The following is a 22,623-nucleotide window of genomic DNA, read 5'->3' on the forward strand; positions in this document are numbered from 1 at the left end:
TGTGGTAATGTGTTGAGCACAGCAACAACCATAACAACAAGAAGGAAGTATCATGTTTAAGTCTTTTTTCCCAAAGCCGGGGCCTTTTTTCCTGTCGGCATTTATTTGGGCACTGATCGCAGTCGTGTTCTGGCTGGCGGGCGGCGGTGCATGGCTGACACGCATCGTGGGGGCGACAGGCGAGGTGCCGATTAGCGCGGCGCGCTTCTGGTCGTTCAGCTATCTGCTGTTTTATGCCTATTACGCGCTGTGCGTCGGGCTGTTTGCGCTGTTCTGGTTTAATTATTCCCCTCATCGCTGGCAGACGTGGTCCATTCTCGGAACGTCGCTGATTATTTTTGTCACCTGGTTTCTGGTCGAAGTGAGCGTAGCCATTAACGCGTGGTATGCCCCGTTCTACGATCTCATCCAGAAAGCGCTTAGCGCCCCTAACAGGGTGCCAATTGGCGAGCTTTATAATCAGTTAAAAATTTTTATGGGCATTGCCATGATCGCTGTCACCGTGGCGGTGCTGAATAATTTCTTCGTCAGCCATTACGTCTTCCGCTGGCGTACGGCGATGAACGAATTCTACATGACCCACTGGGAGCGTCTGCGCCATATTGAAGGTGCTGCTCAGCGTGTTCAGGAAGACACCATGCGTTTTGCGTCAACGCTTGAGGATATGGGCGTCAGCCTGCTTAATGCCATCCTGAAACTGTTTGCGTTCTTACCGATTCTGGTCGCGCTTTCTCCGCATATTTCAGCATTGCCGATTGTCGGACATTTACCGTACGGCCTGCTCATCCCGGCGCTGATTTGGTCGCTTATGGGCACAGGCCTGCTTGCCGTCGTCGGGATTAAGCTGCCGGGCTTAGAGTTTAAGAATCAGCGTGTGGAAGCGGCCTATCGTAAGGAGCTGGTCTACGGAGAGGACGACCCAACGCGCGCTGCGCCCCCGACGATAAAAGAGCTGTTCCGCAACGTCCGTTTCAACTATTTCCGGCTCTATTTCCACTACATGTATTTCAATATTGCCCGTATTTTCTATCTGCAGGTCGATACTGTTTTTGGACTATTCCTGTTGTTCCCGTCTATTGTTGCGGGAACAATCACGCTGGGCTTACTGACCCAGATTACCAACGTGTTCGATCAGGTCAGAAACTCGTTCCAGTATCTGATCAACTCCTGGACCACGCTGGTGGAGCTGATGTCCATCTACAAACGTCTGCGCAGCTTTGAACATGAGCTGGACGATCGGGACCTGCAGGAAGTCACCAACACATTTAGCTAATACAGGGAGTTGCTATGTCTTTTGCCGTACCGCGTGCGTTACCGCTGTCCTTGCTGGCTGCCCTCGTTCTGGCAGGCTGTGCCGAAAAAGGGGCCGCTCCGCTTAAAAAGGGCGAGAAGCCCGTGGATGTCGCAAGCGTTGTGCGGCAAAAAATGCCCGCCAGCGTGAAGGATCGCAATGCGTGGGCGGATGCGCTGGCAAAAACCTTTGAAAGCCAGAAGATTGCCCCAACCGAGGAGAATATCTGCTCGGTGCTGGCGGTGGCGCAGCAGGAGTCGATGTACCAGTCAGACCCGGTGGTGCCGGGTCTCAACAAAATTGCCTGGAAAGAGATCGACCGCCGCGCGGAATCGATGCATATCCCGGTATTCCTCGTGCATACCGCGCTGAAAATCACCTCGCCAAACGGCAAAAGCTACAGCGAGCGGCTGGACACGGTGAAAACCGAAAAACAGCTCAGCGCCATCTTTGATGATTTCATTAACATGGTGCCGATGGGGCAGAAACTGTTTGGCTCACTGAACCCGGTTCACACCGGCGGCCCGATGCAGGTGAGCATTGCGTTTGCCGAGAAGCATACCGACGGCTACCCGTGGGAAATTGACGGTACGGTGCGTCAGGAGGTCTTCTCCCTGCGCGGCGGGCTGTGGTTCGGCACGTATCATCTGCTGAACTATCCGGCGAACTACAGCGAGCCCTTGTACCGCTTTGCAGACTTTAACGCGGGCTGGTATGCCAGCCGTAACGCGGCGTTTCAGAGCGCGGTTAGCCGCGCAAGCGGCGTCAAGCTGGCGCTGGACGGCGATCTTATCGCCTACGGCAGCAGCGAGGCGGGAAGCACCGAGCGGGCGATCCGGAAATTATCGACAACGCTTGATATGAGCAACAGCGACATTCGCCGTCAGCTTGAGAAAGGCGACAGCCTGGCATTTGAGAAAACGGATCTCTACAAGAAAGTGTTTGCGCTTGCCGATAAGAAGAGTGGGAAAACGTTGCCGAGGGCAATTCTGCCGGGGATTCAGCTGGAAAGCCCGAAGATCACGCGTAACCTGACCACCGCATGGTTCGCAAAACGCGTGGACGATCGCCGGGCTCGCTGTATGGGGCTTTAATGGCGACGACGAAAGCGCAGGACGAGCGCGACAACGCCTAAAATCATACACCCCGCGAGGAAGGGAACGAGGCCAAACAGCGTGCTCACGCCAAACCCGATTTCAACCCGCGGGCGTCCGTTATCCTGCACCTGCATCAGGTGTTCATAAACGCCCGGCGCGTGCACCAGCATATTAAGCAGCTGGGAGCCAGCCCAGAAGCAGAACAGGACAAACAGGGCATACGCGATATTACCCGCCGTGGAGGTTTTTGGTTTGCCGCCAAAAATCGGTTTCGACAATGTAAAGTCAGCCATGTTGACCTCCCGAAATATCACTCTGTTTTAATACGCGTCTTACGGGGTGAGTTTGACAGGTCATCGCATTTGTCAATATCAGAATCGTGGTAATTTTCGCTCAGGATTTCTCCTGGATTGTTGATTTCTGCAGCATGTCACAATTTGTTAACTTAAATGAAACTGCACCGCATTTCAGAATTTCCGCATCTGCCACAGACCTGGCGGTGAAACTGTGAGAGGATGTCTTTTTTTCCTGCCGGAGTTGTTATGAAGCTCACGTCCAAACTTCGCCGTGACTGGCACTACTACGCCTTTGCTATCGGGCTGATCTTTATTCTTAACGGCGTCGTGGGGCTGTTGGGATTTGAAGCAAAAGGCTGGCAAACCTATGCCGTGGGCCTGGTGACCTGGGTAATCAGTTTCTGGCTGGCAGGGCTGATAATCCGCCGCCGTCCGGAAGAGACGACAGCGGAGGAGACGGCTAAGGGTGCCGATTAGCCGTTAACGGAACTTTTCAGGGCGCTGTCGGCGGCATGACGCTCCAGCGCCAGCTCGATCAGGCGGGTGATCAGCTCAGAGTAGCCAAGCCCGCTGGCCTGCCACAGTTTTGGATACATGCTGATATTGGTGAAACCCGGCAGCGTGTTGATTTCATTGATCACCACCTCGTTCTCCGGCGTCGTCAGGAACACGTCCACGCGCGCCATGCCGCTGCAGCCGAGTGTCTGATAGGCCTGAATGGCGATCGCCCGGATCTTATCGTTAATGGCCGGATCGATATCCGCAGGAACAACAACCTGGGCGCCTTTATCATCAATGTATTTGGTGTCGTACGAGTAGAAGTCGCTGTTTAAGACCACTTCACCGCAGGTGCTGGCCTGTGGGAAATCGTTGCCCAGCACCGCGCACTCAATTTCGCGGCCTTTGATCCCCTGCTCAACCACCACTTTATGGTCGAACTCAAACGCCAGACGGACGGCTTGCGTGAACTCTGCTTCGGTGGTGACTTTGCTGACGCCCACGGAGGAGCCCTGGTTGGCTGGCTTCACAAACAGCGGCAGACCCAGTTCAGCGCTAATTTGCGCGAAGCTGTGTTTGTCGCGGTTGGCGCGGGTGAGCGTCACGAACGGCGCGATATTCAGCCCGGCATCGCGCAGCAGGCGTTTGGTGACGTCTTTGTCCATGCAGGCGGCGGAGCCCAGCACATCCGAGCCCACGAACGGCAGGTTGGCCATGCGTAACATTCCCTGCAGGGAACCGTCTTCGCCGAGGGTGCCGTGCACGATGGGGAAGACCACGTCGATCTGGGCGAGAGCCTGCGCGTTGCCGGCGTCGATGAGCTGACCCTTCACGACGCCGGGTACGGTGGCGACGCTAATTTCCGAAGGATTAAGGGCGATGTGTGCCGGATCGTGGGCATTCAGCAGATACTGGCTGGCATCGTTAACATGCCACTGGCCCTGTTTATCAATGCCCAACAGCACCACGTCGAAACGGCTTTTATCGATCGCATCGACGATATTTTTAGCCGATTGCAATGAAACCTCGTGCTCCGCTGATTTTCCCCCAAAGACAATACCTACGCGCTGCTTTGCCATCTCACTCTCTTCCAGTCTGACGAAAAGCCAATAACATACCACGATGCCCTGCGGGTTTCGCGGCCTTCTGCCATAATGTTTTGGGGAACAGTGAGGGGGGAGAGTGAAAGGAAAAACGCTGCTGACCATTTTCATCCTTGGGGCAATCGCAATGGCGGGCTATCGCTGGCTGCCGTCTTACTACAACCCTTTCACGCCGCTGAACCTGGACGACCCGCCTGGCCGTATTACCCAGTATAAGCTACGGCGCTTAACGCCCGAAGCCTGCGCGAGTCTGTTAGCGCAGGCTAATCAAAAAAACCTGATCCGCACGCAGGCGGTCGCTGACAGCGGCGGGGAATGCCCGCTGAACAACGTCGTGCGCGTGCGTGACTTTGGCCCGGTGAGCCTGAACGGCAGTTTTCTTGCCAGCTGTCCGCTGGCGCTCAGCTCAGCCCTGTTTGTCAGCCAGCAGGCCCGGCCCCTGACTAAACGCTTTACCGGCAGTGAACTGACGCGCATTGAGCACCTCGGCAGCTTTGCCTGCCGCAATATCTACCACCGGCCCGATGCGCGGCGCAGCGAGCATGCCACGGCAGAGGCGCTGGATATCGCCGCTTTTCGGCTGGCGAACGGAGAGCGCGTTACGGTACTTAACGGCTGGAAATCGGCAAAAATGCAGCCATGGCTGAAGGCTCTGCTGGCGGCAAGCTGCGGTTACTACGGAAACGGTCTTGGGCCGGAATATAACGCGGCGCACGCCAGCCATTTTCATCTGGGAATGCGCGGCTTTGGTCTCTGCCGCTGAAGCATAATCTTCCGCCAGAAAATGGATGAATTGTGACTTATTTCACAAATATGATGACTGGGAAGATAAAACACCAAAGTCAGCGAGGCCGCATCTCTGGTGCGACGTTAAGGCGCGTAACTTGCTAATCTGACGGCGAATTCGCCTAAAAATGAAGACTATTTCTGTATGGAATCCTGGAAAGTTAATCTCATCTCGGTCTGGTTCGGCTGCTTCTTCACCGGGCTTGCCATCAGCCAGATCCTGCCGTTCCTGCCGCTGTACGTGTCACAGCTGGGGGTCAGCTCCCACGAAGCGCTGTCCATGTGGTCCGGGCTGACGTTCAGCGTCACGTTTCTGGTCTCCGCCATTGTGTCACCGATGTGGGGCAGTCTGGCGGATAGGAAAGGGCGCAAGCTGATGCTGCTGCGCGCCTCCCTCGGGATGGCGATTGCTATTCTGCTCCAGGCCTTCGCCACCAACGTCTGGCAGCTGTTTTTCCTGCGGGCGGTGATGGGGCTGACGTCCGGGTATATTCCCAACGCCATGGCGCTGGTTGCCTCTCAGGTGCCGCGCGAGCGCAGCGGCTGGGCGCTGAGTACGCTCTCCACCGCCCAGATCAGCGGCGTTATCGGCGGCCCGCTGCTGGGAGGCTTTCTGGCTGACCATGTCGGTCTGCGCGCGGTATTCATCATCACCGCAATCCTGCTGGTGATCAGCTTTCTGGTTACGCTCTTTCTTATCAAAGAGGGGGGCCGCCCCGTTATCAGTAAATCTGAGCGCCTGAGCGGCAAGGCCGTCTTCGCCTCGCTGCCATACCCGGGACTCGTGATTAGCCTGTTTGTCACCACCATGGTGATCCAGCTCTGCAACGGTTCGGTCGGCCCGATTCTGGCGCTGTTTATCAAGTCGATGGAGCCGGACAGCAACAATATCGCCTTTCTCAGCGGCATGATTGCCGCCGTGCCGGGCGTCTCCGCGCTGATCTCTGCCCCGCGTCTGGGAAAACTGGGCGACAGGATCGGCACGGCGCGCATCCTGATGGCGACGCTGATATTTGCGGTGGTGCTCTTTTTCGCCATGTCGTTTGTTACCTCTCCGCTTCAGCTGGGCGTGCTGCGGTTTTTACTCGGCTTTGCGGATGGCGCTATGTTGCCCGCCGTACAGACATTGCTGGTCAAATATTCCAGCGACCAGGTCACGGGGCGTATTTTTGGCTATAACCAGTCGTTTATGTATTTAGGCAACGTCGCCGGTCCGCTTATTGGTGCGTCCGTTTCTGCAATGGCGGGTTTTCGCTGGGTATTTGCCGCGACGGCGATTGTCGTTTTAATCAATATTATCCAGCTGGCTATTGCCCTGCGTCGCCGCAGACAAATAGCGGAAGCGAAATCAGCGAAATAACCTTTTCGCTGATGTATTATATATTATTATGGTAGCCGCATTTTTATATAACAAAATGCGGCGTTTTTTTTATAGAAAAACGTTTCGCTGAAAAGATCGCTGCGCTAATTTGGCGGCAATGTCACTTTTGCATAAGATAATACTTTTCTCCGCTTTGCATATTTCATTCCTGGTGTTAATTTCAGAGGAAATCCCATAAGGAAATAGCACGATGAAAAATCTCATTGCTGAGTTGCTGGTTAAGCTTGCACAAAAGGAAGAGGAGTCGAAAGAGCTGGTCGCCCAGGTCGAAGCGCTGGAAATAGTTGTCACCGCGCTGCTGCGGCAGATGGCAACATCGGATCAGCAGGCGTTAATTGAAAGCATTGAAGGAGCGCTGGATAAGGCGCGGCCCGATACGCAGGTTCCGCCACAAGATGCCGAGTTGCTGCAGCAATACGTAAAGAAGCTGTTGAGGCATCCGCGCAGTTAAGCCGTTACTGACATGTCATAGGATTGTCATGCAGGATGCCTGGAGTCGCTCTGTTTTATTTTTGTATTTGTACATGAAGAAAATAAATTGAAACAGAGCGCGCTTTTTAGCGCGTTACATTCCCTGTTAATTACCCCTGCCATTTATGCTGATACCGTCAATTCCTGCGCGCTGGAACTGAAATGATAAATTCCCGGCGGAAATCACATCTGCCGGGTGGTTTTTTTCCTGTCACGAACCAGACTTACAGAGAATGTTCACAAAAGGATGGTGCAATGAAAACAACATTACTGGTTACTCTGCTCTCCGGCCTGTTCCTGATCTCCTCGGCGAACGCGGAAGAAAAAACATTAACGCCGCAACAGCAACGCATGACCACCTGTAATCAACAGGCGACGTCCCAGAGTCTGAAGGGGGATGCACGTAAAACCTACATGAGCGACTGCCTGAAAAACGGCGCCGCGAAACCCGGCGAAAAAAGCCTGACGCCGCAGCAGCAAAAAATGCGCGAGTGTAATGCGAAAGCAACCGAACAGTCCCTCAAGGGCGACGATCGCAGCAAGTTCATGAGTGCCTGCCTGAAGAAAAAAGTGTAGTTCTAACGGGTGAGCGGCTCCGGCGGCTCACCCGAAATTTCATACTTTCCCCGCAGTCCCCCTCTCTATAATTTGGGAAAATGTTTCAGAATATTCCCAAAAATGATGAATGATGACATTTATTACTACAAAAAGCGCATTCGGGAAGAGTGGAGTTTAACCCTTTCTCAGGATGACCCTCACCGTACCGGCATCCAGTTTGCCAGGCGAGCCCGGCTGGCGCGCGTTGTCGGTCTGGCGGCGATGTTTGTCCCGGTGGCGGAAATTCTGGTCAGCCATTTTTTACCCGGCGGCTGGTGGTTGTTGCTGGTGGGGTGGGCATTCATCTGGCCGCACTTTGCCTGGCAGTTATCCTGCCGCGCCGCTTCACCTCATCAGCAGGAAATTTTTAACCTCAAGATGGATGCCGTTATCGCCGGGGTCTGGATCGGCGTGATGGGGATGTATGTATTACCCACAGCGGCGCTGGTGATGATGGTGGGGATGAATATGATGGGCTCTGGCGGCTGCCGCCTTTTTATCGCGGGGATCGTGCTCACCCTGCTTACTGCGCTGCTTACGTTACCGCTTGCTGGCAGAGCGCAGCCCTTTAATCCGGGGGCGCTGGAGTGGGGCTTAACGCTTCCTGTCCTTATGCTTTATCCCATGCTGTTTGCCTGGCTTAGCCATCGAACGGCCGTCAGGCTGGCGGAACATAAGCGGCGGCTGGAAATGATGAGCACCCGTGACGGTATGACCGGGGTCTTTAACCGCCGACATTGGGAAATGCTGCTGCGCAATGAATTTGAGCACTGTCGCCGGAGCCACTGCACCGCCACGATATTGCTGATTGATATCGACCACTTTAAAAACATCAACGATACCTGGGGGCACGACGCAGGCGACAAGGCCATCGTGGCCATTACCCGCCAGCTTCAGATGTCGGTACGGTCAGGCGATGCGATAGGCCGGTTTGGCGGGGATGAGTTCGCGGTGATTATGTCCCAGACGGCCGCTGAAAGCGCCATCGCCGTCATGTCGCGGGTTCACGCGCGGCTGGAAACGCTGTCGTTACCCTGCGCGCCGAAGGAGCCTCTGCGCATCAGCGTGGGCGTGGCCCCCTGGGGGCCGCAGTTTGTACACTATCGGGAATGGTTGAAGGCGGCAGATGTGGCGCTGTATAAGGCGAAAAATGCCGGGCGCGGCCGCACCGAAGTGGCCGCCTGACGCCCGGCCAGACATCAGGATTTACTCAGCTTCTCTGATTTTTCCATGCATTTTGCCATCGCTTCGATAACCGCAGAACGGAACCCGCGTTCTTCCAGCACCCGCACCGCTTCGATGGTGGTACCGGCCGGGGAGCAGACCATATCCTTCAGTTCACCCGGGTGTTTACCGGTCTCCAGCACCATTTTGGCGGAGCCCATCACTGCCTGCGCGGCGAATTTATACGCCTGCGCGCGCGGCATACCGCCAAGCACGGCGGCGTCCGCCATCGCTTCTAAAAACATGAAAACGTACGCGGGGGCTGAACCGCTCACGCCGACTACTGGATGGATCATGGATTCTGCAATCACTTCCGCCTCGCCGAAGCAGCGGAAAATGTTTAGCACGTCCGCCACCTCTTCTGAAGTCACCAGCGCGTTAGGGGTGACGGAGGTCATACCGGCGTTGACCAGTGAGGGGGTATTCGGCATCGCGCGGACGATTTTACGATCGTGGCCCAGCGCGCGCGCCAGCTGATCGAGCGTCACGCCTGCGGCAATCGACACGACCAGCGTCTCTTTATTCAGGCTGGAGGTGATGTCGCTTAACACTTTGATCATGATGTTCGGCTTAACGGCACCAAAGACGATATCGGCAACCTGGGCCACCTCCTGCGCGCTTTCGGCGGCGTTGATCCCGTATTGATCGCGCAACGCGGCGACGTTATCCGGTGACGGGGTATAAACCCAAATCTGACCCGGCAGAACCTGCCCGCTGGCGATCAGGCCGCCCAGGATGGCTTTGCCCATGTTACCGCAGCCGATAAACCCGATTTTCTTGTCCATCATGATTCTCCGTCATTATGCGTTGTTTTCTCTGATTGATAGCTTAACAACGAAATGCAGGCGACAATAGTCGGCAGAGTCATTATGGGGAGACAACATGGCGATTTGGGTTGATGCGGACGCGTGTCCGAATGTGATTAAAGAGATTTTATTCCGCGCCGCCGAGCGCGTTCAGATGCCGCTGACGCTGGTGGCGAACCAGAATATTCGCGTCCCGCCTTCGCGGTTCATTCGCTCCCTCCGCGTGCCGGCCGGGTTCGACGTGGCAGATAATGAAATTGTTCGTCTGTGCAGCGCGGAAGATCTGGTCATCACCGCCGATATTCCGCTGGCGGCGGAAGTGCTGGAGAAAGGGGCGGCGGCGCTCAATCCGCGCGGCGAGCGTTATTCGCCTTCAACCATCCGGGAAAAACTCACTATGCGTGATTTTATGGATACGATGCGGGCCAGCGGCGTGCAGACCGGTGGACCGGACAGCCTGTCCCAGCGCGATCGCCAGCAGTTTGCTGCCGAACTGGATAAATGGCTGCTGGAAGTGAAGCGCCGTACGGCGTAATGATAATTATTGTCAATATGTGGTACAGTGTGGCCTCCACAGGGTTGTCATCCCGTACCGCTTTGCAGTAAAGTATTCGACACATCTTCTGCAATTATTTCTTTACACTCTTCAGCCATTCGGCATCAAGGGGAACACCTGGCTATGACCCAACCCATCTTTTTAGTTGGCCCCCGCGGCTGTGGGAAAACCACCGTTGGCGTGGAACTGGCACGCGCATGTCATCGTCAGTTTGTTGATACCGACCACTGGCTGCAGACCGAGGCCGGCAAAACCATCGCAGACATCGTGGAGCAAGAGGGATGGGAAAGCTTTCGCGCCCGCGAAACGGCCGCGCTGAAAGCGGTCACCACGCCGTCAGCCGTCATTGCGACGGGAGGCGGTATTGTTCTGGCCGAATGTAATCGTCACTTTATGCGCGAAAAAGGCATTGTGATCTATCTCTGCGCGCCGGTGGCGGCTCTGGTAGGGCGACTTGAAGCATTTCCTGAAGAGGGACAACGCCCGGCGCTGACGTCACGACCGCTCAGCGAAGAGGTGAGCGAAGTGCTGGCCGAGCGTGATGCCCTCTACCGTGAAGCGGCACACCATGTCGTGGATGCCTCTGCGGCCCCGGAAGATGTGGTAATTCAGATTATTACCGCCCTGCGTCTGGCGTGTGCCAGCTAACCGCCGTCTATACTGATAGCTCAGACATAAAAAAAGGATGAGCTATGCCAACCAGACCTCCCTATCCGCGCGAAGCACGTATTGTTACCGTTGAAAAAGGCAATGGCGACCAGACCGTCACCTGGTACCAGCTGCGTGCCGATCACCCCAAACCGGACTCGCTGATCAGTGAACATGAGACTGAACAGGAAGCGCTGGATGCCAAGCGGCGCTACGAAGATCCCGAAAAGTCGTGAATGTTTTCCTAAACGCTCCAATACCGTGCCTGAATCACACTTTTTACTCATCGCAAATGTTAAGCAGGAGTTAATATTTAGTTATTACAGGTAGCTCCGTTACCGGCAGGCGATCTTTACATTTCGGGGCAGAGATCGCCTGCTACGCTTGGTGCTGTTTTGTTGAAAAAACGAACTGTACAGCGTAGAGAGCCTGTACCTGTGTTTACGTTTTTGTAGTGATGGAAGGCGAAGAAGATGAAGGCAACGTTGGCGATCCTCACCATTGGTGTGGTCCCTGTAAGCGAAGTGTTACCGCTCTTAACCGAGCATGTATCTGAACAACAGATCACGCATCTCAGCCTGCTGGGTAAGATGAGCCGGGAAGAGGTCATGGAAGACTACGCTGTAGAGGCGGGGGAGGATCCCCTGGCGACGTTATTAAGCGACGGTAAACTGGCGCATGTTTCTCGGCAGAAAATTGAGCGTTCGCTGCAGGCAGTAATAGAAGTACTCGATAATCAGCAATATGACGTTATTTTGCTGATGAGCACCGCCCCCATTAAGGGACTCATCGCGCGCAATGCGATTTTGCTTGAGCCGATGCGCATTATTCCTCCGCTGGTAGCCTCCATTGTTGACGGGCATCAGGTGGGGGTCATTGTGCCCATCGAGGAGCTTATGGACAACCAGGAAGCAAAGTGGCACGTGCTCGAAAAAACGCCCCTGTATGCGCTGGCAAACCCCTTCTGGGACAGCGAGGCTAAACTCATTGCTGCCGGGAAGGAGCTGCTGGAGAGAGGGGCGGATGTATTGATTCTGGACTGTCTTGGTTTTCACCAGCATCACCGGGATTTACTGCAAAAGGCGCTGGACGTGCCGGTGCTGTTATCCAACGTTCTGATGGCTCGCCTGGCCTCAGAACTTCTGACGTAATGATTTTGCGTGACAGGTGATGAGCATGGCCCCTATAGTGAATTTTTATCTCTGAATATAAGGGCCAGTTCATGCTTCAAAGTAACGAATACTTTTCCGGTAAAGTGAAATCCATCGGTTTTACCAGCAGCAGCACTGGCCGCGCCAGTGTGGGCGTTATGGCTGAAGGGGAATACACCTTTGGCACGGCGGAAGCGGAAGAGATGACGGTGGTCAGCGGCGCGCTGAACGTCTTACTGCCGGGTGAAACGGAATGGAAAGTTTACGCTGCCGGGCAAGTTTTCAACGTCCCTGGCCACAGCGAATTTCATTTGCAGGTCGCTGAACCGACCTCTTATCTGTGCCGCTACCTGAAATAATCGTCTTTCCTCTCCCCTTAGGGGAGAGGATCAGGGTGAGGGGAAATTATCTCTGCGCTTCGCCGCCGAGACCTTCCACCAGATTCTGAATTAACGCGGCCAGTTCGCCGGTCATCAGGATAAAGTCCGCGTCAAAGCGCTGGGCGTAATCTTCCCGGTCGATATCTTCGTTTTGATCGCGCAGCTCGTCGCAGAACTTCAGACGCTTCACGGAACCGTCGTCGCACATCACGAACTGAATGCGCTGCTGCCAGTCGAGCGCCAGTTTGGTGACCACTTTGCCCGCTTCAATGTGTACGGCGATCTCGTCGCTCACCAGATCCTGCTTTTTCGCACGGATCACGCCGCCATCTTCCAGCAGGGCTTTCAGCTCGGCTTCGTCCAGGATCTGGAAACCTTGCGCCGCGGTACCGCTGCGGACCCACTCGGTCAGGGTCAGCTCAATCGGCGTTTCCAGCGCCAGCGGTACGACCGGTAAAGAGCCGATGCTTTTACGCAGCAGGGCCAGCGTATCTTCCGCTTTTTTGGCACTGGCGCAGTCCACCATGATCAGCCCGTTAACGGTATCGATCCACATCATCGTCTGGCTGAAGCGGCTGAAGGCGCGCGGCAGCAGAGAGTGCAGCACTTCATCCTTCAGCGAATCTTTTTCGGTTTTTTTCAGCTTGCGGCCCTGCTCGGCTTCCAGCTTGAAAATTTTTGCTTCAAGCGCCTGCTTAACTACCGGCGTGGGCAGAATTTTCTCTTCTTTGCGGGCGCAGACGATGATTTGACCCGTGCTGCTGGCGTGGGTCAGTGCATCGCTTTGCGAACCCATTGGCGGAACCCAACCGGTTTTCGCCATATCCTGGCTACCGCAAGGGGAAAAGCTATAAGCGGCTAACTGTTTTTCCATCTCTTCTGCGCGCAGCGAAACGTCGCGGCTGAGACGGTAAACCATCAAATTTTTGAACCACAGCATGATAATTTCCACGGCCTTGTCGTTAAATCAGCGGGCATGATAACGAATTGTCGCATCGCTTGCATTGCTAATCGGGAAGCGTGCTTCTACTCTGTTGATAATCAAAATAATGAGGAGAGTCTTGTGCGTATTGGGATTGATTTGGGCGGCACCAAAACAGAAGTCATCGCATTAAGTGAGCAGGGGGAACAGCTGTTCCGCCATCGTCTGCCGACGCCGCGCGATGATTATCACCAGATGATCGAGACGATTGCCCGGCTGGTTGATATGGCCGAGCAGGCGACGGGCGAGAGGGGCACGGTCGGGATGGGGATCCCCGGCTCCATTTCGCCTTATACGGGTGTGGTGAAAAACGCCAACTCTACCTGGCTCAACGGTCAGCCGTTTGATAAGGATTTGAGCCAGCGTCTGAACCGGGAAGTGCGTCTGGCGAATGACGCAAACTGCCTGGCGGTCTCAGAGGCCGTTGATGGTGCAGCCGCAGGAGCGCAGACCGTGTTTGCGGTGATTATCGGTACCGGCTGCGGCGCGGGCGTGGCCTTTGGCGGACGTTCACATATCGGCGGCAACGGCACGGCGGGTGAGTGGGGGCACAACCCGCTGCCGTGGATGGATGAAGACGAGCTTAAATACCGCGCTGAAGTCCCGTGCTACTGCGGCAAGCAGGGCTGTATCGAGACCTTTATCTCCGGCACCGGTTTTGCAACCGACTACCACCGCCTGAGCGGCCAGCCGCTCAAGGGGAACGAGATAATGCGTTTGGTGGAAGAACAGGATCCGGTGGCCGAACTGGCGCTTAGCCGCTACGAAATGCGTCTGGCGAAATCGCTGGCGCACGTAGTGAACATTCTCGATCCGGACGTGATTGTGCTCGGCGGTGGCATGAGCAACGTTGACCGGCTGTACGCCACGGTACCAAATCTGGTGAAACAGTGGGTCTTCGGCGGCGAGTGCGAAACCCCGATCCGCAAAGCCGTCCACGGCGATTCCAGCGGCGTGCGCGGCGCGGCGTGGTTATGGCCGGAGTAAACGCAAAACGGCAACTTGCGTTGCCGTTTTTGATGTTTAGAGGGCCAGGGAGAGGGCACCAGACCGAATCGACCCAACACTCACCCCACCGCAAACTCCCTGTCCAGCCTGCTATACCCCAGTCCGTTGATCTTCTTCACCTTGATCTGCACCGGAATGCGCTCTTTCATCGCCTCGACGTGGCTAATCACCCCGATGGTTTTCCCGGTGGCGTTCAGCGCGTCGAGCGCATCCAGCGCGGTATCCAGCGTTTCACTGTCGAGCGTGCCGAATCCCTCATCCAGGAACAGGGAATCAATCCGCGTTTTGTGACTGACCAGGTCAGAAAGCGCTAACGCCAGCGCAAGGCTCACCAGGAAGCTCTCGCCGCCGGAGAGCGTGCGCGTATCGCGCACCGCATCGGCCTGCCAGGTGTCGACCACTTCCAGCTCCAGCGCCTCGCTGGCCTTACGCTGTAGGAGATAACGGCCGTGCAGGCGGTTAAGCTGCTGGTTTGCGAGCCAGACCAGGTTATCCAGCGTCAGCCCCTGAGCGAACTTGCGGAATTTGTCGCCGGAGCTGGAGCCGATCAGCGCGTTGAGATAGCCCCAGTCGTCGGCCTGGCGCGCAGCCTCTTCAATTTGCAGCATTAACGCCTGCTGATGCTGGCGGTTATCGCTGTCCTGCTTAAGCTGCTGGCGGATCTCGCCCTGATGCGTGGTGTTCTCACGAAGCCGTTGCGCCAGCTGCTGCAGCTGGCTTTGCAGGGTAGACGCATCCGCGTCAAGTTCTTCCGGGCGCAGCGCAAGGTGCGCCTGCAGCTGCTGATTAGCCTGGCCGGAAAGGGCCGCGGCCTGCTGTATCTGGTTTTCCAGCGACTGTTTCAGCTGTTCGAGGCGGCGAATAGCATCGTCATCCAGCAGCGCGGCAAGGAACGCATCCCGATCGGCAAAACAGCTTGCGGAGAGCGCTGCGGTGAACTGCGTCTGCGATTGCTGCAGGCGCTCGCGCTCCAGCGCCTCCTGCTGCTGCAGGGCGGCGAGCTGGCTTTGCAGCGACACGCATTCATTGTGGATGTCGCGCCAGTCATCAGGAATGGCCGGCTCAGCCTCTTCGCCGTGTGTTGCCGGAAGCGTGTCGAGCAGCGGCTTCAGCGCGCTCATGCGTTCCTGAAGCACGCCGTGCTGCGTTTGCTTCTCCTGCCAGTGGGCAAATTCCGCTTCGCGGGCGTGCAGCCAGTCGGCCTCATTGCCCTCTTCGGGAACGCTAAGCGAGAGCGCGAGAAGAGTATGTTCCAGCGCCTGGCGGGTTGCGGTGCGCTGCTGCTGATACTGGCGTTCCTGCGCTTCCTGCTCGTTCAGCTGGTTTTGCAGGTTCAGACGCTGGCTGAGCTGGTAAAGCTGGCGCTCGTAGTGTTCCTGCTCGTTCATCCATGGCGCGATATCCTCCTGAATATTCAAAGCGATATTCAAAGACGCGCACGCCTCCAGCCACGCTTTAGTGAGTGCTTGCTCTTCCTGAGAAAGCGTCTGCGCTTCGTCTGTCTCACGCTGGATCTGTTGAGCCAGAGCATTAACCTGTCCCAGCACCAGCAGGCCTTCCTCCTTAAGCGCGGCGACCTCTTTTTCGAGTACATCACGGCGACGCTGGTTATCCGTCAGCTCAAGCGACCGGTAGGTCTCCACGGCAGGATGCTCGTGGGAGCCGCACAGCGGGCAGGGTTTGCCTGCCTCAAGCTGTGAGCGATAGCTTTCCAGATTTTTAATCGTCGCTTCGCGTTCGCACAGGGCTTTCAGGTCCAGATAGTGCTGGTGTTTCTCTTTGTACTGCTGGCGGCGCAGCGCCAGGGTTTCATTGAGCTTGCTCTGCTCCGCCAGGGCTTTCTGCACGCTTTCACCGTTCTGGCTCAGGCGCTTTTGCAGCGGCTGATAGCGGGCATGCAGCGACGTCAGCTGCTGGCGCAGCGTGCGGGACCGGGACTGCTGCTCCATGGCCGCGCTGACCTCATCCGCCGTCAGCGTCAGCGTATTTTCCGGCATCTCAGCCAGCTTCTGACGTAGCTCAGTCATCCGCGCAGCAAGCGCGACGAGCTGACTTTTGTCACGGTTTAGCTGTGAGAACTGGGCGCGCCAGCCGGCAATTTCCTGGCCCAGCAGACGATAACGCTCATTCTCCGCCAGCCACTGTCCCAGCGCCGTCAGTTCGGCCTGTAGCCGCTCATGGGTACGCAGGGCGGTATTGCGGATCCGCGCGCGCAGTGCGGTTTTGGTCTGTAAGCGAGTATTTACTTCGTTAATTCGCTGCTGGGTTTGCGTCAGACGTGCGGTTTGCTCCTGCTGATGCTCCCAGAGCGGACGAAGCTGGGCGGCGGGCTGGGCAAGCTGGAGTTTTGCCAGTTCCGGCGCCGCGTTCGCCTGCGCCTGTTGCGCCTGCTGCTGCAGGGCGGCAACGCGCTGCTGCTCCCGCACGAGCTCGTCATGACGCGTAAGCCACTGAAAATCTTTCTGTTGGCTTTGCTGCTGGGCCAGCAGAGTTTTCTCTTCGTCAGTAAGTGCCTGCAAACTTTGCTGCAACTGCTGCTGTTGTTCTTCGCTGAGCAGCACGACACCCGCCGCCTGCGCCTCGCATTTTTCCAGCACGCTGCGGGCGGCTTTGTGTTTCTCAAACACCATCGCGGAAATCTGGCCGTAGATTTCGGTGCCGGTGAGTTCTTCCAGCAGTTCTGCGCGGTCGGCCGGTTTGGCATTGAGGAAGGCGGCAAATTGCCCCTGCGAGAGCAGCATTGAGCGGGTAAAACGGCCGTAGTCCAGCCCGGTGAGCGCCGCGGTTTGCTCCAGTTTATCCGACACCTTATCGGCCAGAATCTTGCCATCCTCGCAGCGGGCCAGCTCCACGCGCGGTGCCTGCAAGTTCCCGTCCGGCTGGTTGCGCGCCCGGTTCTGGCTCCAGAATGCGCGATAGGCAACGCCTTTCACCTCAAACTCCACTTCCGCCAGGCACTCGGCGGTATCGCGCGTCATCAGATCGTTTTGCGCCTGAGAGACCTTATTCAGGCGCGGGGTTTCGTGGTAGAGCGCCAGGCAGATGGCATCGAGCAGGGTGGTTTTACCCGCGCCGGTTGCGCCAGTGATGGCAAACAGGCCGTTGCTGGCAAAAGGCTCCGCAGTGAAGTCAATTTTCCACTCGCCCTTGAGGGAGTTGAGATTTTTCAGGCGCAGGCTCAGAATTTTCATGCGTTTTCTTCCTCGTCATTGAGGGCGTGCAGAGTATGGCTGAACAGCTCGTTGAGCCTGACGCGCTTTGCATCATCGATCTCTTCCTGCGACAGTCGGCGCTCGAACACCTCTTCTACGCGCAATTCGCTAAGCGTTTCGCGCTGGGCACCGAGCAGAATTTTCTCGCGCTGCTCGCGGCTGCGGCGCACCAGCAGCACCTCAACCGGCAACTCTTCGGTCAGCGCCTGAATTTTCCGCTGCATATCGTGCAGGTAGTCATCGGTGGTGATTTCAATATCCAGCCAGACGGGCGGGTTAAGCTCAGCGCCGCGCCACTGCTCAAGCTGGGCGGTGATGGCAGCCAGATCGCCCTTCAGCACCGCCAGCGGCTGGGTGACCGGCACTTCCAGCGTCTCGACGGCGCTGAGTTTGCCCTCATCAAAGCTCACCAGATGCACGGATTTGGCTTTTCCGGTTTCATCGAAGCTGAGCGAAATAGGGGAGCCACAGTAGCGGATATGCTCGCAGCCGCCGATGACCTGGGCGCGGTGAATGTGCCCGAGTGCGATGTAGTCCGCGGGCGGGAAGTTTTGCGCCGGAAAGGCGTCCAGCGTACCGATATAGATCTCGCGGACCGCGTCACTTTTGCTGGCCCCGACGGTAGTGAGGTGCCCGGTGGCAATGACCGGAATGGCCTGTTCACCGCGCAGGGCACAGGCTTCCGCGTGCTGCTGGTGATAATAGTCGGTGATGGCCTGCAATAAATGCTGCTGCTTTTCCGCGCCCGATAGTCCCGCCTGGCTTTGCACGATGTCCCGCGGACGTAAAAAGGGAATCGGACACAGTACCGCGCCCGGCGACCCGTCGCGTTTTTTCAGGATCTGCGGCGCGTGCCCGGCGCTGGCGACCACGGTGGTATTGAGAAACGCCAGGATGTCGCGGGATTCATTGAGCGTGGCGACGGAGTCATGGTTACCGGCGACAATCACCAGATGACAGCCGGTCTGCTGCAGGTTCACCACGAAGCGGTTATACAGTTCACGCGCATAGCTCGGCGGCGAACCGGTATCAAAGATGTCACCCGCCACAATAATGGCATCCACCTCGTGCGCCTGGGCCGTTTCCAGAAGCCAGTTCAGGAACGCTTCATGTTCAGCCGCACGGCTTTTGCTGTAAAAATTTTGACCCAGATGCCAGTCCGAGGTGTGAAGTATGCGCATAGGAGATCCGTGGCGAAAAACGATGCGGGCGATTATAAACTGTCAGGGAAAGGAAAATAACCGCTGTAATAAAACAACAGTTTGCCATTTATAGTGGTACTGTTTTTCATAAATCTGTCATAAATCTGACGCATAATGGCGCCGCATTACAAACTTGTAACTTAAATAAGATAAGACAGGGCAAAGTATGGCGAGACGTATTCTGGTCGTAGAAGATGAAGCTCCAATTCGTGAAATGGTGTGCTTCGTGCTCGAACAAAATGGCTTCCAGCCGGTTGAAGCGGAAGATTATGACAGCGCGGTGAACCAGCTGAATGAACCCTGGCCCGATCTGATTCTGCTTGACTGGATGTTGCCCGGCGGCTCCGGACTGCAGTTTATCAAACATCTGAAGCGTGAAGCGCTGACCCGCGACATCCCGGTGGTGATGCTCACGGCGCGCGGAGAGGAAGAGGATCGCGTGCGCGGTCTGGAGACCGGCGCGGACGATTACATTACCAAGCCTTTCTCCCCGAAAGAGCTGGTTGCCCGCATTAAGGCCGTCATGCGCCGTATTTCCCCGATGGCGGTGGAAGAGGTGATCGAGATGCAGGGCCTCAGCCTTGACCCAACGTCACACCGCGTGATGACCGGCGAAAATCCCCTCGACATGGGGCCTACCGAATTTAAACTCCTGCACTTCTTTATGACCCATCCGGAACGCGTTTACAGCCGCGAGCAGTTGCTGAATAACGTCTGGGGAACTAACGTGTATGTCGAAGACCGGACGGTTGACGTACATATCCGCCGCCTGCGAAAAGCGCTGGAACTGAGCGGCCACGATCGCATGGTACAGACGGTCCGCGGCACGGGTTATCGTTTCTCGACCCGTTTCTGAATAATGACAGGAGTGTGACGCGTGCTGGAACGTCTGTCATGGAAAAGGCTCGTCTTTGAACTGATCTTATGCTGTATTCCGGCCCTTCTTCTGGGGGCCTTACTTGGGCATCTGCCGTGGTTTCTGCTGGCGGCGGTCACCGGGCTGTTAGCCTGGCATTTCTGGAACCTGCTGCGTCTCTCCTGGTGGCTGTGGGTGGACCGCAGTATGACCCCGCCGCCGGGAAGCGGCAGCTGGGAGCCGCTGCTGTACGGCCTGCACCAGATGCAGATGCGTAATAAAAAGCGTCGCCGCGAGCTGGGAAGCCTGATCAAACGCTTTCGCAGCGGCGCAGAGTCGCTGCCGGATGCGGTGATCCTGACGACAGAAGAAGGAACTATTTTCTGGTGTAACGGGCTTGCGCAACAGCTGCTGGGCCTGCGCTGGCCGGACGACAATGGTCAGAACATCCTCAACCTTCTGCGTTATCCCGAGTTCACGCTGTATCTGAAAAAGCGTGATTTCACCCGTCCCCACAATCTGAAGCTGAATAACGGTCGCCATCTGGAAATCCGCGTGATGCCCTACAGCGATCGCCAGTGGCTGATGGTGGCGCGCGACGTCACCCAGATGCACCAGCTGGAAGGGGCGCGTCGTAACTTTTTCGCCAACGTCAGCCACGAACTACGCACCCCGTTGACCGTGCTGCAGGGCTACCTGGAGATGATGCAGGAGCAAACCCTGGAAGGCGCGCCGCGTGAAAAAGCGCTGCATACGATGCGCGAGCAAACGCACCGTATGGAAGGGCTGGTGAAGCAGCTGCTGACGCTGTCAAAGATTGAAGCGGCGCCTTCTCTTGCGCTGAATGACACCATTGATGTGCCAATGATGCTGCGCGTCGTCGAGCGTGAAGCGCAGACGTTAAGCCATAAAAAACATCAGCTGACCTTTGACGTCGACAACACGCTGAAGGTGCTGGGCAGCGAGGATGAACTGCGTAGCGCCATCTCCAACCTGGTGTACAACGCGGTAAACCATACGCCGGAAGGAACGGATATCGTGGTGCGCTGGCAGCATACGCCGGCAGGCGCCGAGTTTAGCGTTGAGGATAACGGGCCGGGGATCGCCCCGGAGCATATTCCGCGCCTGACCGAGCGCTTCTACCGGGTGGATAAAGCGCGATCGCGGCAGACGGGGGGAAGCGGCCTGGGGCTGGCGATTGTGAAACACGCGGTGAATCACCATGAAAGCCGTCTTGATATCCAGAGTACCCTGGGTAAGGGAACCCGCTTTAGTTTCGTTATCCCGGAACGATTAATTGCCAAAAAGAGCGCCTGACGGCAGGCGTGTCATTTTACCTTTCCACGGGTCAGCCATCGCTGGCCCGTTTGCTTTGCAGTCAAGCGAAACGCGTGTGAATTTTATACGGTTGGCTGTTTTTTGTTCGCATGATTAGCCATGGGTTTTTCCTATAATTAGCGCATTGTTCTGGTGCGCGTTTTCATACTGGCATATTGTTCTGGTTTTGCGATCCCTCCTTGCCTTTAAACGTTATAAGCGTTTAAATTGCCCCCCAGATACTGTCAGACCGACTGTATTTGCGTGGTAAATCGAAAAACTATTCTTCTCCACGCCAGGACGGGAGCATTTCCCGCTGAAATTGAGCAAATTTTCGGCTGTATCGTCCCGTCAGGGAAATCGAAAAATCTCAACGTTTTCAACACCACATCCACAGGCAGTAAGGTTTTATGACCCATCACTTAAAATCGCGTGACATTATCGCGCTGGGCTTTATGACATTTGCGCTGTTCGTTGGCGCAGGCAACATCATTTTCCCTCCAATGGTTGGCTTACAGGCGGGTGAACACGTCTGGACCGCCGCGTTTGGTTTCCTGATTACTGCCGTGGGCCTGCCGGTACTGACCGTTATCGCACTGGCGAAAGTCGGTGGCGGCGTGGATAGCCTTAGCACCCCGATTGGCAAAGTGGCTGGCGTTCTGCTGGCTACCGTCTGCTATCTGGCCGTTGGTCCGCTGTTTGCCACTCCGCGTACCGCGACCGTTTCCTTCGAAGTGGGCATCGCCCCGCTGACCGGCGACGGCGCGATGCCGCTGTTCATCTACAGCCTGATTTATTTCGCCATCGTGATTCTGGTTTCCCTCTATCCGGGCAAGCTGCTGGACACGGTAGGTAACTTCCTGGCGCCGCTGAAAATTGTAGCGCTGATCGTGCTGGCCGTGGCGGCCATCATCTGGCCAGCCGGCCCGATTAGCGACGCGATGGATGCCTATAAAAACGCCGCGTTCTCTAACGGCTTTGTGAACGGCTACCTGACGATGGATACGCTGGGCGCGATGGTGTTTGGTATCGTTATCGTTAACGCCGCGCGTTCCCGCGGCGTGACCGAAGCGCGTTTGCTGACCCGTTATACCATCTGGGCTGGCCTGATGGCCGGTGTGGGCCTGACGCTGCTGTATCTGGCGCTGTTCCGCCTGGGCTCTGACAGCGCGATGCTGGTTGATCAGAACGCGAACGGTGCGGCTATCCTGCACGCTTACGTTCAGCACACCTTCGGTGGGGCGGGCAGCATGCTGCTGGCGGCGCTGATCTTCCTGGCGTGTCTGGTAACCGCGGTTGGCCTGACCTGCGCCTGCGCAGAGTTCTTTGCGCAGTATCTGCCGCTCTCTTACCGTACCCTGGTGTTTATCCTCGGTATCTTCTCGATGGCGGTGTCTAACCTCGGTCTGAGCCACCTGATTCAGGTCTCTATTCCGGTGCTGACGGCGATCTATCCGCCGTGCATCGTGCTGGTGGTGCTGAGCTTCACCCGTCCGTGGTGGCATAACTCCTCACGAATTATTGCGCCAGCCATGTTTATCAGCCTGATTTTTGGTATCCTTGACGGGATTAAAGCATCAGCGTTCGCTGAAATTCTGCCAGCCTGGACACAGCGTCTGCCGCTGTCCGAGCAGGGCCTGGCCTGGCTGATGCCTACCGTTGTTGCACTGGTTCTGGCGGTTATCTGGGACCGTGCTGCAGGGCGTCAGGTCACATCGAACGCTCATTAATCAACGGCAACAAACTGTTTAACCACGGGGC

23 protein-coding genes are annotated in these 22,623 nt (G+C 56.4%); 17 read left to right on the top strand and 6 right to left on the bottom strand.

Going from position 1 to position 22,623, the window contains the following annotated elements; translation table 11 throughout:
• Positions 1 to 52 precede the first annotated feature (52 nt).
• Together sbmA and DG357_RS04995 are read left to right on the top strand one after the other, a co-directional pair.
• Entirely contained in the window at positions 53 to 1,273 is a 1,221-nt protein-coding gene (sbmA, locus tag DG357_RS04990; RefSeq protein WP_028012117.1) for a peptide antibiotic transporter SbmA, read from the top strand.
• 14 nt (positions 1,274 to 1,287) lie between these two features.
• A complete protein-coding gene (locus DG357_RS04995; RefSeq protein ID WP_045259878.1) occupies positions 1,288 to 2,385 on the top strand; it encodes a DUF1615 domain-containing protein in 1,098 nt (365 codons plus the stop codon).
• Here DG357_RS04995 and DG357_RS05000 read toward each other — a convergent pair.
• Positions 2,382 to 2,681 carry a DUF2755 family protein gene (locus DG357_RS05000; RefSeq protein ID WP_014882725.1) on the bottom strand — a complete coding sequence of 100 codons (300 nt, stop codon included), beginning with the start codon at positions 2,679 to 2,681 and terminating at the stop codon, positions 2,382 to 2,384. The two genes, DG357_RS04995 and DG357_RS05000, sit on opposite strands and share 4 nt — an antisense overlap.
• A gap of 249 nt (positions 2,682 to 2,930) precedes the next feature.
• On the opposite strand from DG357_RS05000, the gene DG357_RS05005 reads away from it, so the two are divergent.
• On the top strand, positions 2,931 to 3,161 hold the full coding sequence (locus DG357_RS05005; protein ID WP_028012119.1) for a DUF2754 domain-containing protein: 231 nt from the start codon (positions 2,931 to 2,933) through the stop codon (positions 3,159 to 3,161).
• Here DG357_RS05005 and ddlA read toward each other — a convergent pair.
• A complete protein-coding gene (ddlA, locus tag DG357_RS05010) occupies positions 3,158 to 4,261 on the bottom strand; it encodes a D-alanine--D-alanine ligase (RefSeq protein ID WP_088205244.1) in 1,104 nt (367 codons plus the stop codon). The two genes, DG357_RS05005 and ddlA, sit on opposite strands and share 4 nt — an antisense overlap.
• Positions 4,262 to 4,364: 103 nt before the next feature.
• Between ddlA and DG357_RS05015 the strand changes: the two genes are divergently transcribed.
• The 5 genes from DG357_RS05015 (at position 4,365) to adrA (ending at position 8,705) form a co-directional block, all read left to right on the top strand.
• A complete protein-coding gene (locus DG357_RS05015) occupies positions 4,365 to 5,048 on the top strand; it encodes an extensin-like domain-containing protein (protein ID WP_088205243.1) in 684 nt (227 codons plus the stop codon).
• Positions 5,049 to 5,216: 168 nt separating this feature from the next.
• Positions 5,217 to 6,431, top strand: coding sequence for a multidrug efflux MFS transporter (locus DG357_RS05020; RefSeq protein ID WP_041911106.1), 1,215 nt, complete (start codon positions 5,217 to 5,219; stop codon positions 6,429 to 6,431).
• 211 nt (positions 6,432 to 6,642) lie between these two features.
• Complete coding sequence (gene iraP, locus DG357_RS05025) at positions 6,643 to 6,903, top strand: anti-adapter protein IraP (protein ID WP_049001853.1); 261 nt, start codon at positions 6,643 to 6,645, stop codon at positions 6,901 to 6,903.
• A gap of 275 nt (positions 6,904 to 7,178) precedes the next feature.
• Entirely contained in the window at positions 7,179 to 7,499 is a 321-nt protein-coding gene (gene psiF / locus DG357_RS05035) for a phosphate starvation-inducible protein PsiF (RefSeq protein ID WP_041911105.1), read from the top strand.
• A 102-nt stretch (positions 7,500 to 7,601) separates the two neighbouring features.
• Positions 7,602 to 8,705 (top strand): diguanylate cyclase AdrA, encoded by a 1,104-nt coding sequence (adrA, locus tag DG357_RS05040; protein ID WP_047367591.1) that lies wholly within the window; start codon positions 7,602 to 7,604, stop codon positions 8,703 to 8,705.
• 14 nt (positions 8,706 to 8,719) lie between these two features.
• Here adrA and proC read toward each other — a convergent pair whose 3' ends face one another.
• The gene (gene proC, locus DG357_RS05045) at positions 8,720 to 9,529 is read right to left on the bottom strand and encodes a pyrroline-5-carboxylate reductase (protein ID WP_041911103.1); all 810 of its coding nucleotides are present in this window, start codon (positions 9,527 to 9,529) and stop codon (positions 8,720 to 8,722) included.
• A gap of 97 nt (positions 9,530 to 9,626) precedes the next feature.
• On the opposite strand from proC, the gene DG357_RS05050 reads away from it, so the two are divergent.
• The 5 genes from DG357_RS05050 (at position 9,627) to ppnP (ending at position 12,264) form a co-directional block, all read left to right on the top strand.
• Complete coding sequence (locus DG357_RS05050) at positions 9,627 to 10,085, top strand: YaiI/YqxD family protein (protein WP_010428006.1); 459 nt, start codon at positions 9,627 to 9,629, stop codon at positions 10,083 to 10,085.
• A 144-nt stretch (positions 10,086 to 10,229) separates the two neighbouring features.
• Complete coding sequence (aroL, locus tag DG357_RS05055) at positions 10,230 to 10,754, top strand: shikimate kinase AroL (protein ID WP_028012127.1); 525 nt, start codon at positions 10,230 to 10,232, stop codon at positions 10,752 to 10,754.
• Between the two features lie 44 nt (positions 10,755 to 10,798).
• Positions 10,799 to 10,990 (top strand): protein YaiA, encoded by a 192-nt coding sequence (gene yaiA, locus DG357_RS05060; RefSeq protein WP_003859135.1) that lies wholly within the window; start codon positions 10,799 to 10,801, stop codon positions 10,988 to 10,990.
• A gap of 237 nt (positions 10,991 to 11,227) precedes the next feature.
• Positions 11,228 to 11,905 (top strand): AroM family protein, encoded by a 678-nt coding sequence (locus DG357_RS05065; protein WP_028012129.1) that lies wholly within the window; start codon positions 11,228 to 11,230, stop codon positions 11,903 to 11,905.
• A gap of 71 nt (positions 11,906 to 11,976) precedes the next feature.
• Complete coding sequence (ppnP, locus tag DG357_RS05070) at positions 11,977 to 12,264, top strand: pyrimidine/purine nucleoside phosphorylase (RefSeq protein WP_008503270.1); 288 nt, start codon at positions 11,977 to 11,979, stop codon at positions 12,262 to 12,264.
• Positions 12,265 to 12,310: 46 nt separating this feature from the next.
• On the opposite strand, the gene rdgC is transcribed toward ppnP, so the two are convergent.
• Entirely contained in the window at positions 12,311 to 13,225 is a 915-nt protein-coding gene (rdgC, locus tag DG357_RS05075) for a recombination-associated protein RdgC (RefSeq protein ID WP_014882739.1), read from the bottom strand.
• A 123-nt stretch (positions 13,226 to 13,348) separates the two neighbouring features.
• Here rdgC and mak point away from each other — a divergent pair, with 123 nt between their 5' ends.
• Entirely contained in the window at positions 13,349 to 14,254 is a 906-nt protein-coding gene (mak, locus tag DG357_RS05080; RefSeq protein ID WP_088205242.1) for a fructokinase, read from the top strand.
• 80 nt (positions 14,255 to 14,334) lie between these two features.
• On the opposite strand, the gene sbcC is transcribed toward mak, so the two are convergent.
• Both sbcC and sbcD read right to left on the bottom strand, forming a co-directional pair.
• Positions 14,335 to 17,466, bottom strand: a complete 3,132-nt coding sequence (sbcC, locus tag DG357_RS05085; protein ID WP_088205241.1) for an exonuclease subunit SbcC — start codon at positions 17,464 to 17,466, stop codon at positions 14,335 to 14,337.
• A complete protein-coding gene (gene sbcD, locus DG357_RS05090; protein ID WP_048957502.1) occupies positions 17,463 to 18,668 on the bottom strand; it encodes an exonuclease subunit SbcD in 1,206 nt (401 codons plus the stop codon). Before sbcD ends, sbcC begins: the two co-directional genes overlap by 4 nt.
• A 187-nt stretch (positions 18,669 to 18,855) precedes the next feature.
• On the opposite strand from sbcD, the gene phoB reads away from it, so the two are divergent.
• The 3 genes from phoB (at position 18,856) to brnQ (ending at position 22,592) form a co-directional block, all read left to right on the top strand.
• Entirely contained in the window at positions 18,856 to 19,545 is a 690-nt protein-coding gene (phoB, locus tag DG357_RS05095; protein ID WP_008503265.1) for a phosphate response regulator transcription factor PhoB, read from the top strand.
• A gap of 21 nt (positions 19,546 to 19,566) precedes the next feature.
• Entirely contained in the window at positions 19,567 to 20,862 is a 1,296-nt protein-coding gene (gene phoR / locus DG357_RS05100) for a phosphate regulon sensor histidine kinase PhoR (RefSeq protein ID WP_047363942.1), read from the top strand.
• A 410-nt stretch (positions 20,863 to 21,272) separates the two neighbouring features.
• A complete protein-coding gene (gene brnQ, locus DG357_RS05105; protein WP_028012134.1) occupies positions 21,273 to 22,592 on the top strand; it encodes a branched-chain amino acid transporter carrier protein BrnQ in 1,320 nt (439 codons plus the stop codon).
• Positions 22,593 to 22,623 lie beyond the last annotated feature (31 nt).

Origin of the sequence: Enterobacter bugandensis (assembly GCF_900324475.1) — a bacterium.
Lineage (GTDB): Bacteria > Pseudomonadota > Gammaproteobacteria > Enterobacterales > Enterobacteriaceae > Enterobacter > Enterobacter bugandensis.

Coding starts and splice junctions, on each gene's coding strand:
- sbmA (WP_028012117.1), top strand. CDS start 53: ATGTTTAAGTCTTTTTTCCCAAAGCCGGGGCCTTTTTTCCTGTCGGCA.
- DG357_RS04995 (WP_045259878.1), top strand. CDS start 1,288: ATGTCTTTTGCCGTACCGCGTGCGTTACCGCTGTCCTTGCTGGCTGCC.
- DG357_RS05000 (WP_014882725.1), bottom strand. CDS start 2,681: ATGGCTGACTTTACATTGTCGAAACCGATTTTTGGCGGCAAACCAAAA.
- DG357_RS05005 (WP_028012119.1), top strand. CDS start 2,931: ATGAAGCTCACGTCCAAACTTCGCCGTGACTGGCACTACTACGCCTTT.
- ddlA (WP_088205244.1), bottom strand. CDS start 4,261: ATGGCAAAGCAGCGCGTAGGTATTGTCTTTGGGGGAAAATCAGCGGAG.
- DG357_RS05020 (WP_041911106.1), top strand. CDS start 5,217: ATGGAATCCTGGAAAGTTAATCTCATCTCGGTCTGGTTCGGCTGCTTC.
- iraP (WP_049001853.1), top strand. CDS start 6,643: ATGAAAAATCTCATTGCTGAGTTGCTGGTTAAGCTTGCACAAAAGGAA.
- psiF (WP_041911105.1), top strand. CDS start 7,179: ATGAAAACAACATTACTGGTTACTCTGCTCTCCGGCCTGTTCCTGATC.
- adrA (WP_047367591.1), top strand. CDS start 7,602: ATGATGAATGATGACATTTATTACTACAAAAAGCGCATTCGGGAAGAG.
- proC (WP_041911103.1), bottom strand. CDS start 9,529: ATGGACAAGAAAATCGGGTTTATCGGCTGCGGTAACATGGGCAAAGCC.
- DG357_RS05050 (WP_010428006.1), top strand. CDS start 9,627: ATGGCGATTTGGGTTGATGCGGACGCGTGTCCGAATGTGATTAAAGAG.
- aroL (WP_028012127.1), top strand. CDS start 10,230: ATGACCCAACCCATCTTTTTAGTTGGCCCCCGCGGCTGTGGGAAAACC.
- yaiA (WP_003859135.1), top strand. CDS start 10,799: ATGCCAACCAGACCTCCCTATCCGCGCGAAGCACGTATTGTTACCGTT.
- DG357_RS05065 (WP_028012129.1), top strand. CDS start 11,228: ATGAAGGCAACGTTGGCGATCCTCACCATTGGTGTGGTCCCTGTAAGC.
- ppnP (WP_008503270.1), top strand. CDS start 11,977: ATGCTTCAAAGTAACGAATACTTTTCCGGTAAAGTGAAATCCATCGGT.
- rdgC (WP_014882739.1), bottom strand. CDS start 13,225: ATGCTGTGGTTCAAAAATTTGATGGTTTACCGTCTCAGCCGCGACGTT.
- sbcC (WP_088205241.1), bottom strand. CDS start 17,466: ATGAAAATTCTGAGCCTGCGCCTGAAAAATCTCAACTCCCTCAAGGGC.
- sbcD (WP_048957502.1), bottom strand. CDS start 18,668: ATGCGCATACTTCACACCTCGGACTGGCATCTGGGTCAAAATTTTTAC.
- phoB (WP_008503265.1), top strand. CDS start 18,856: ATGGCGAGACGTATTCTGGTCGTAGAAGATGAAGCTCCAATTCGTGAA.
- brnQ (WP_028012134.1), top strand. CDS start 21,273: ATGACCCATCACTTAAAATCGCGTGACATTATCGCGCTGGGCTTTATG.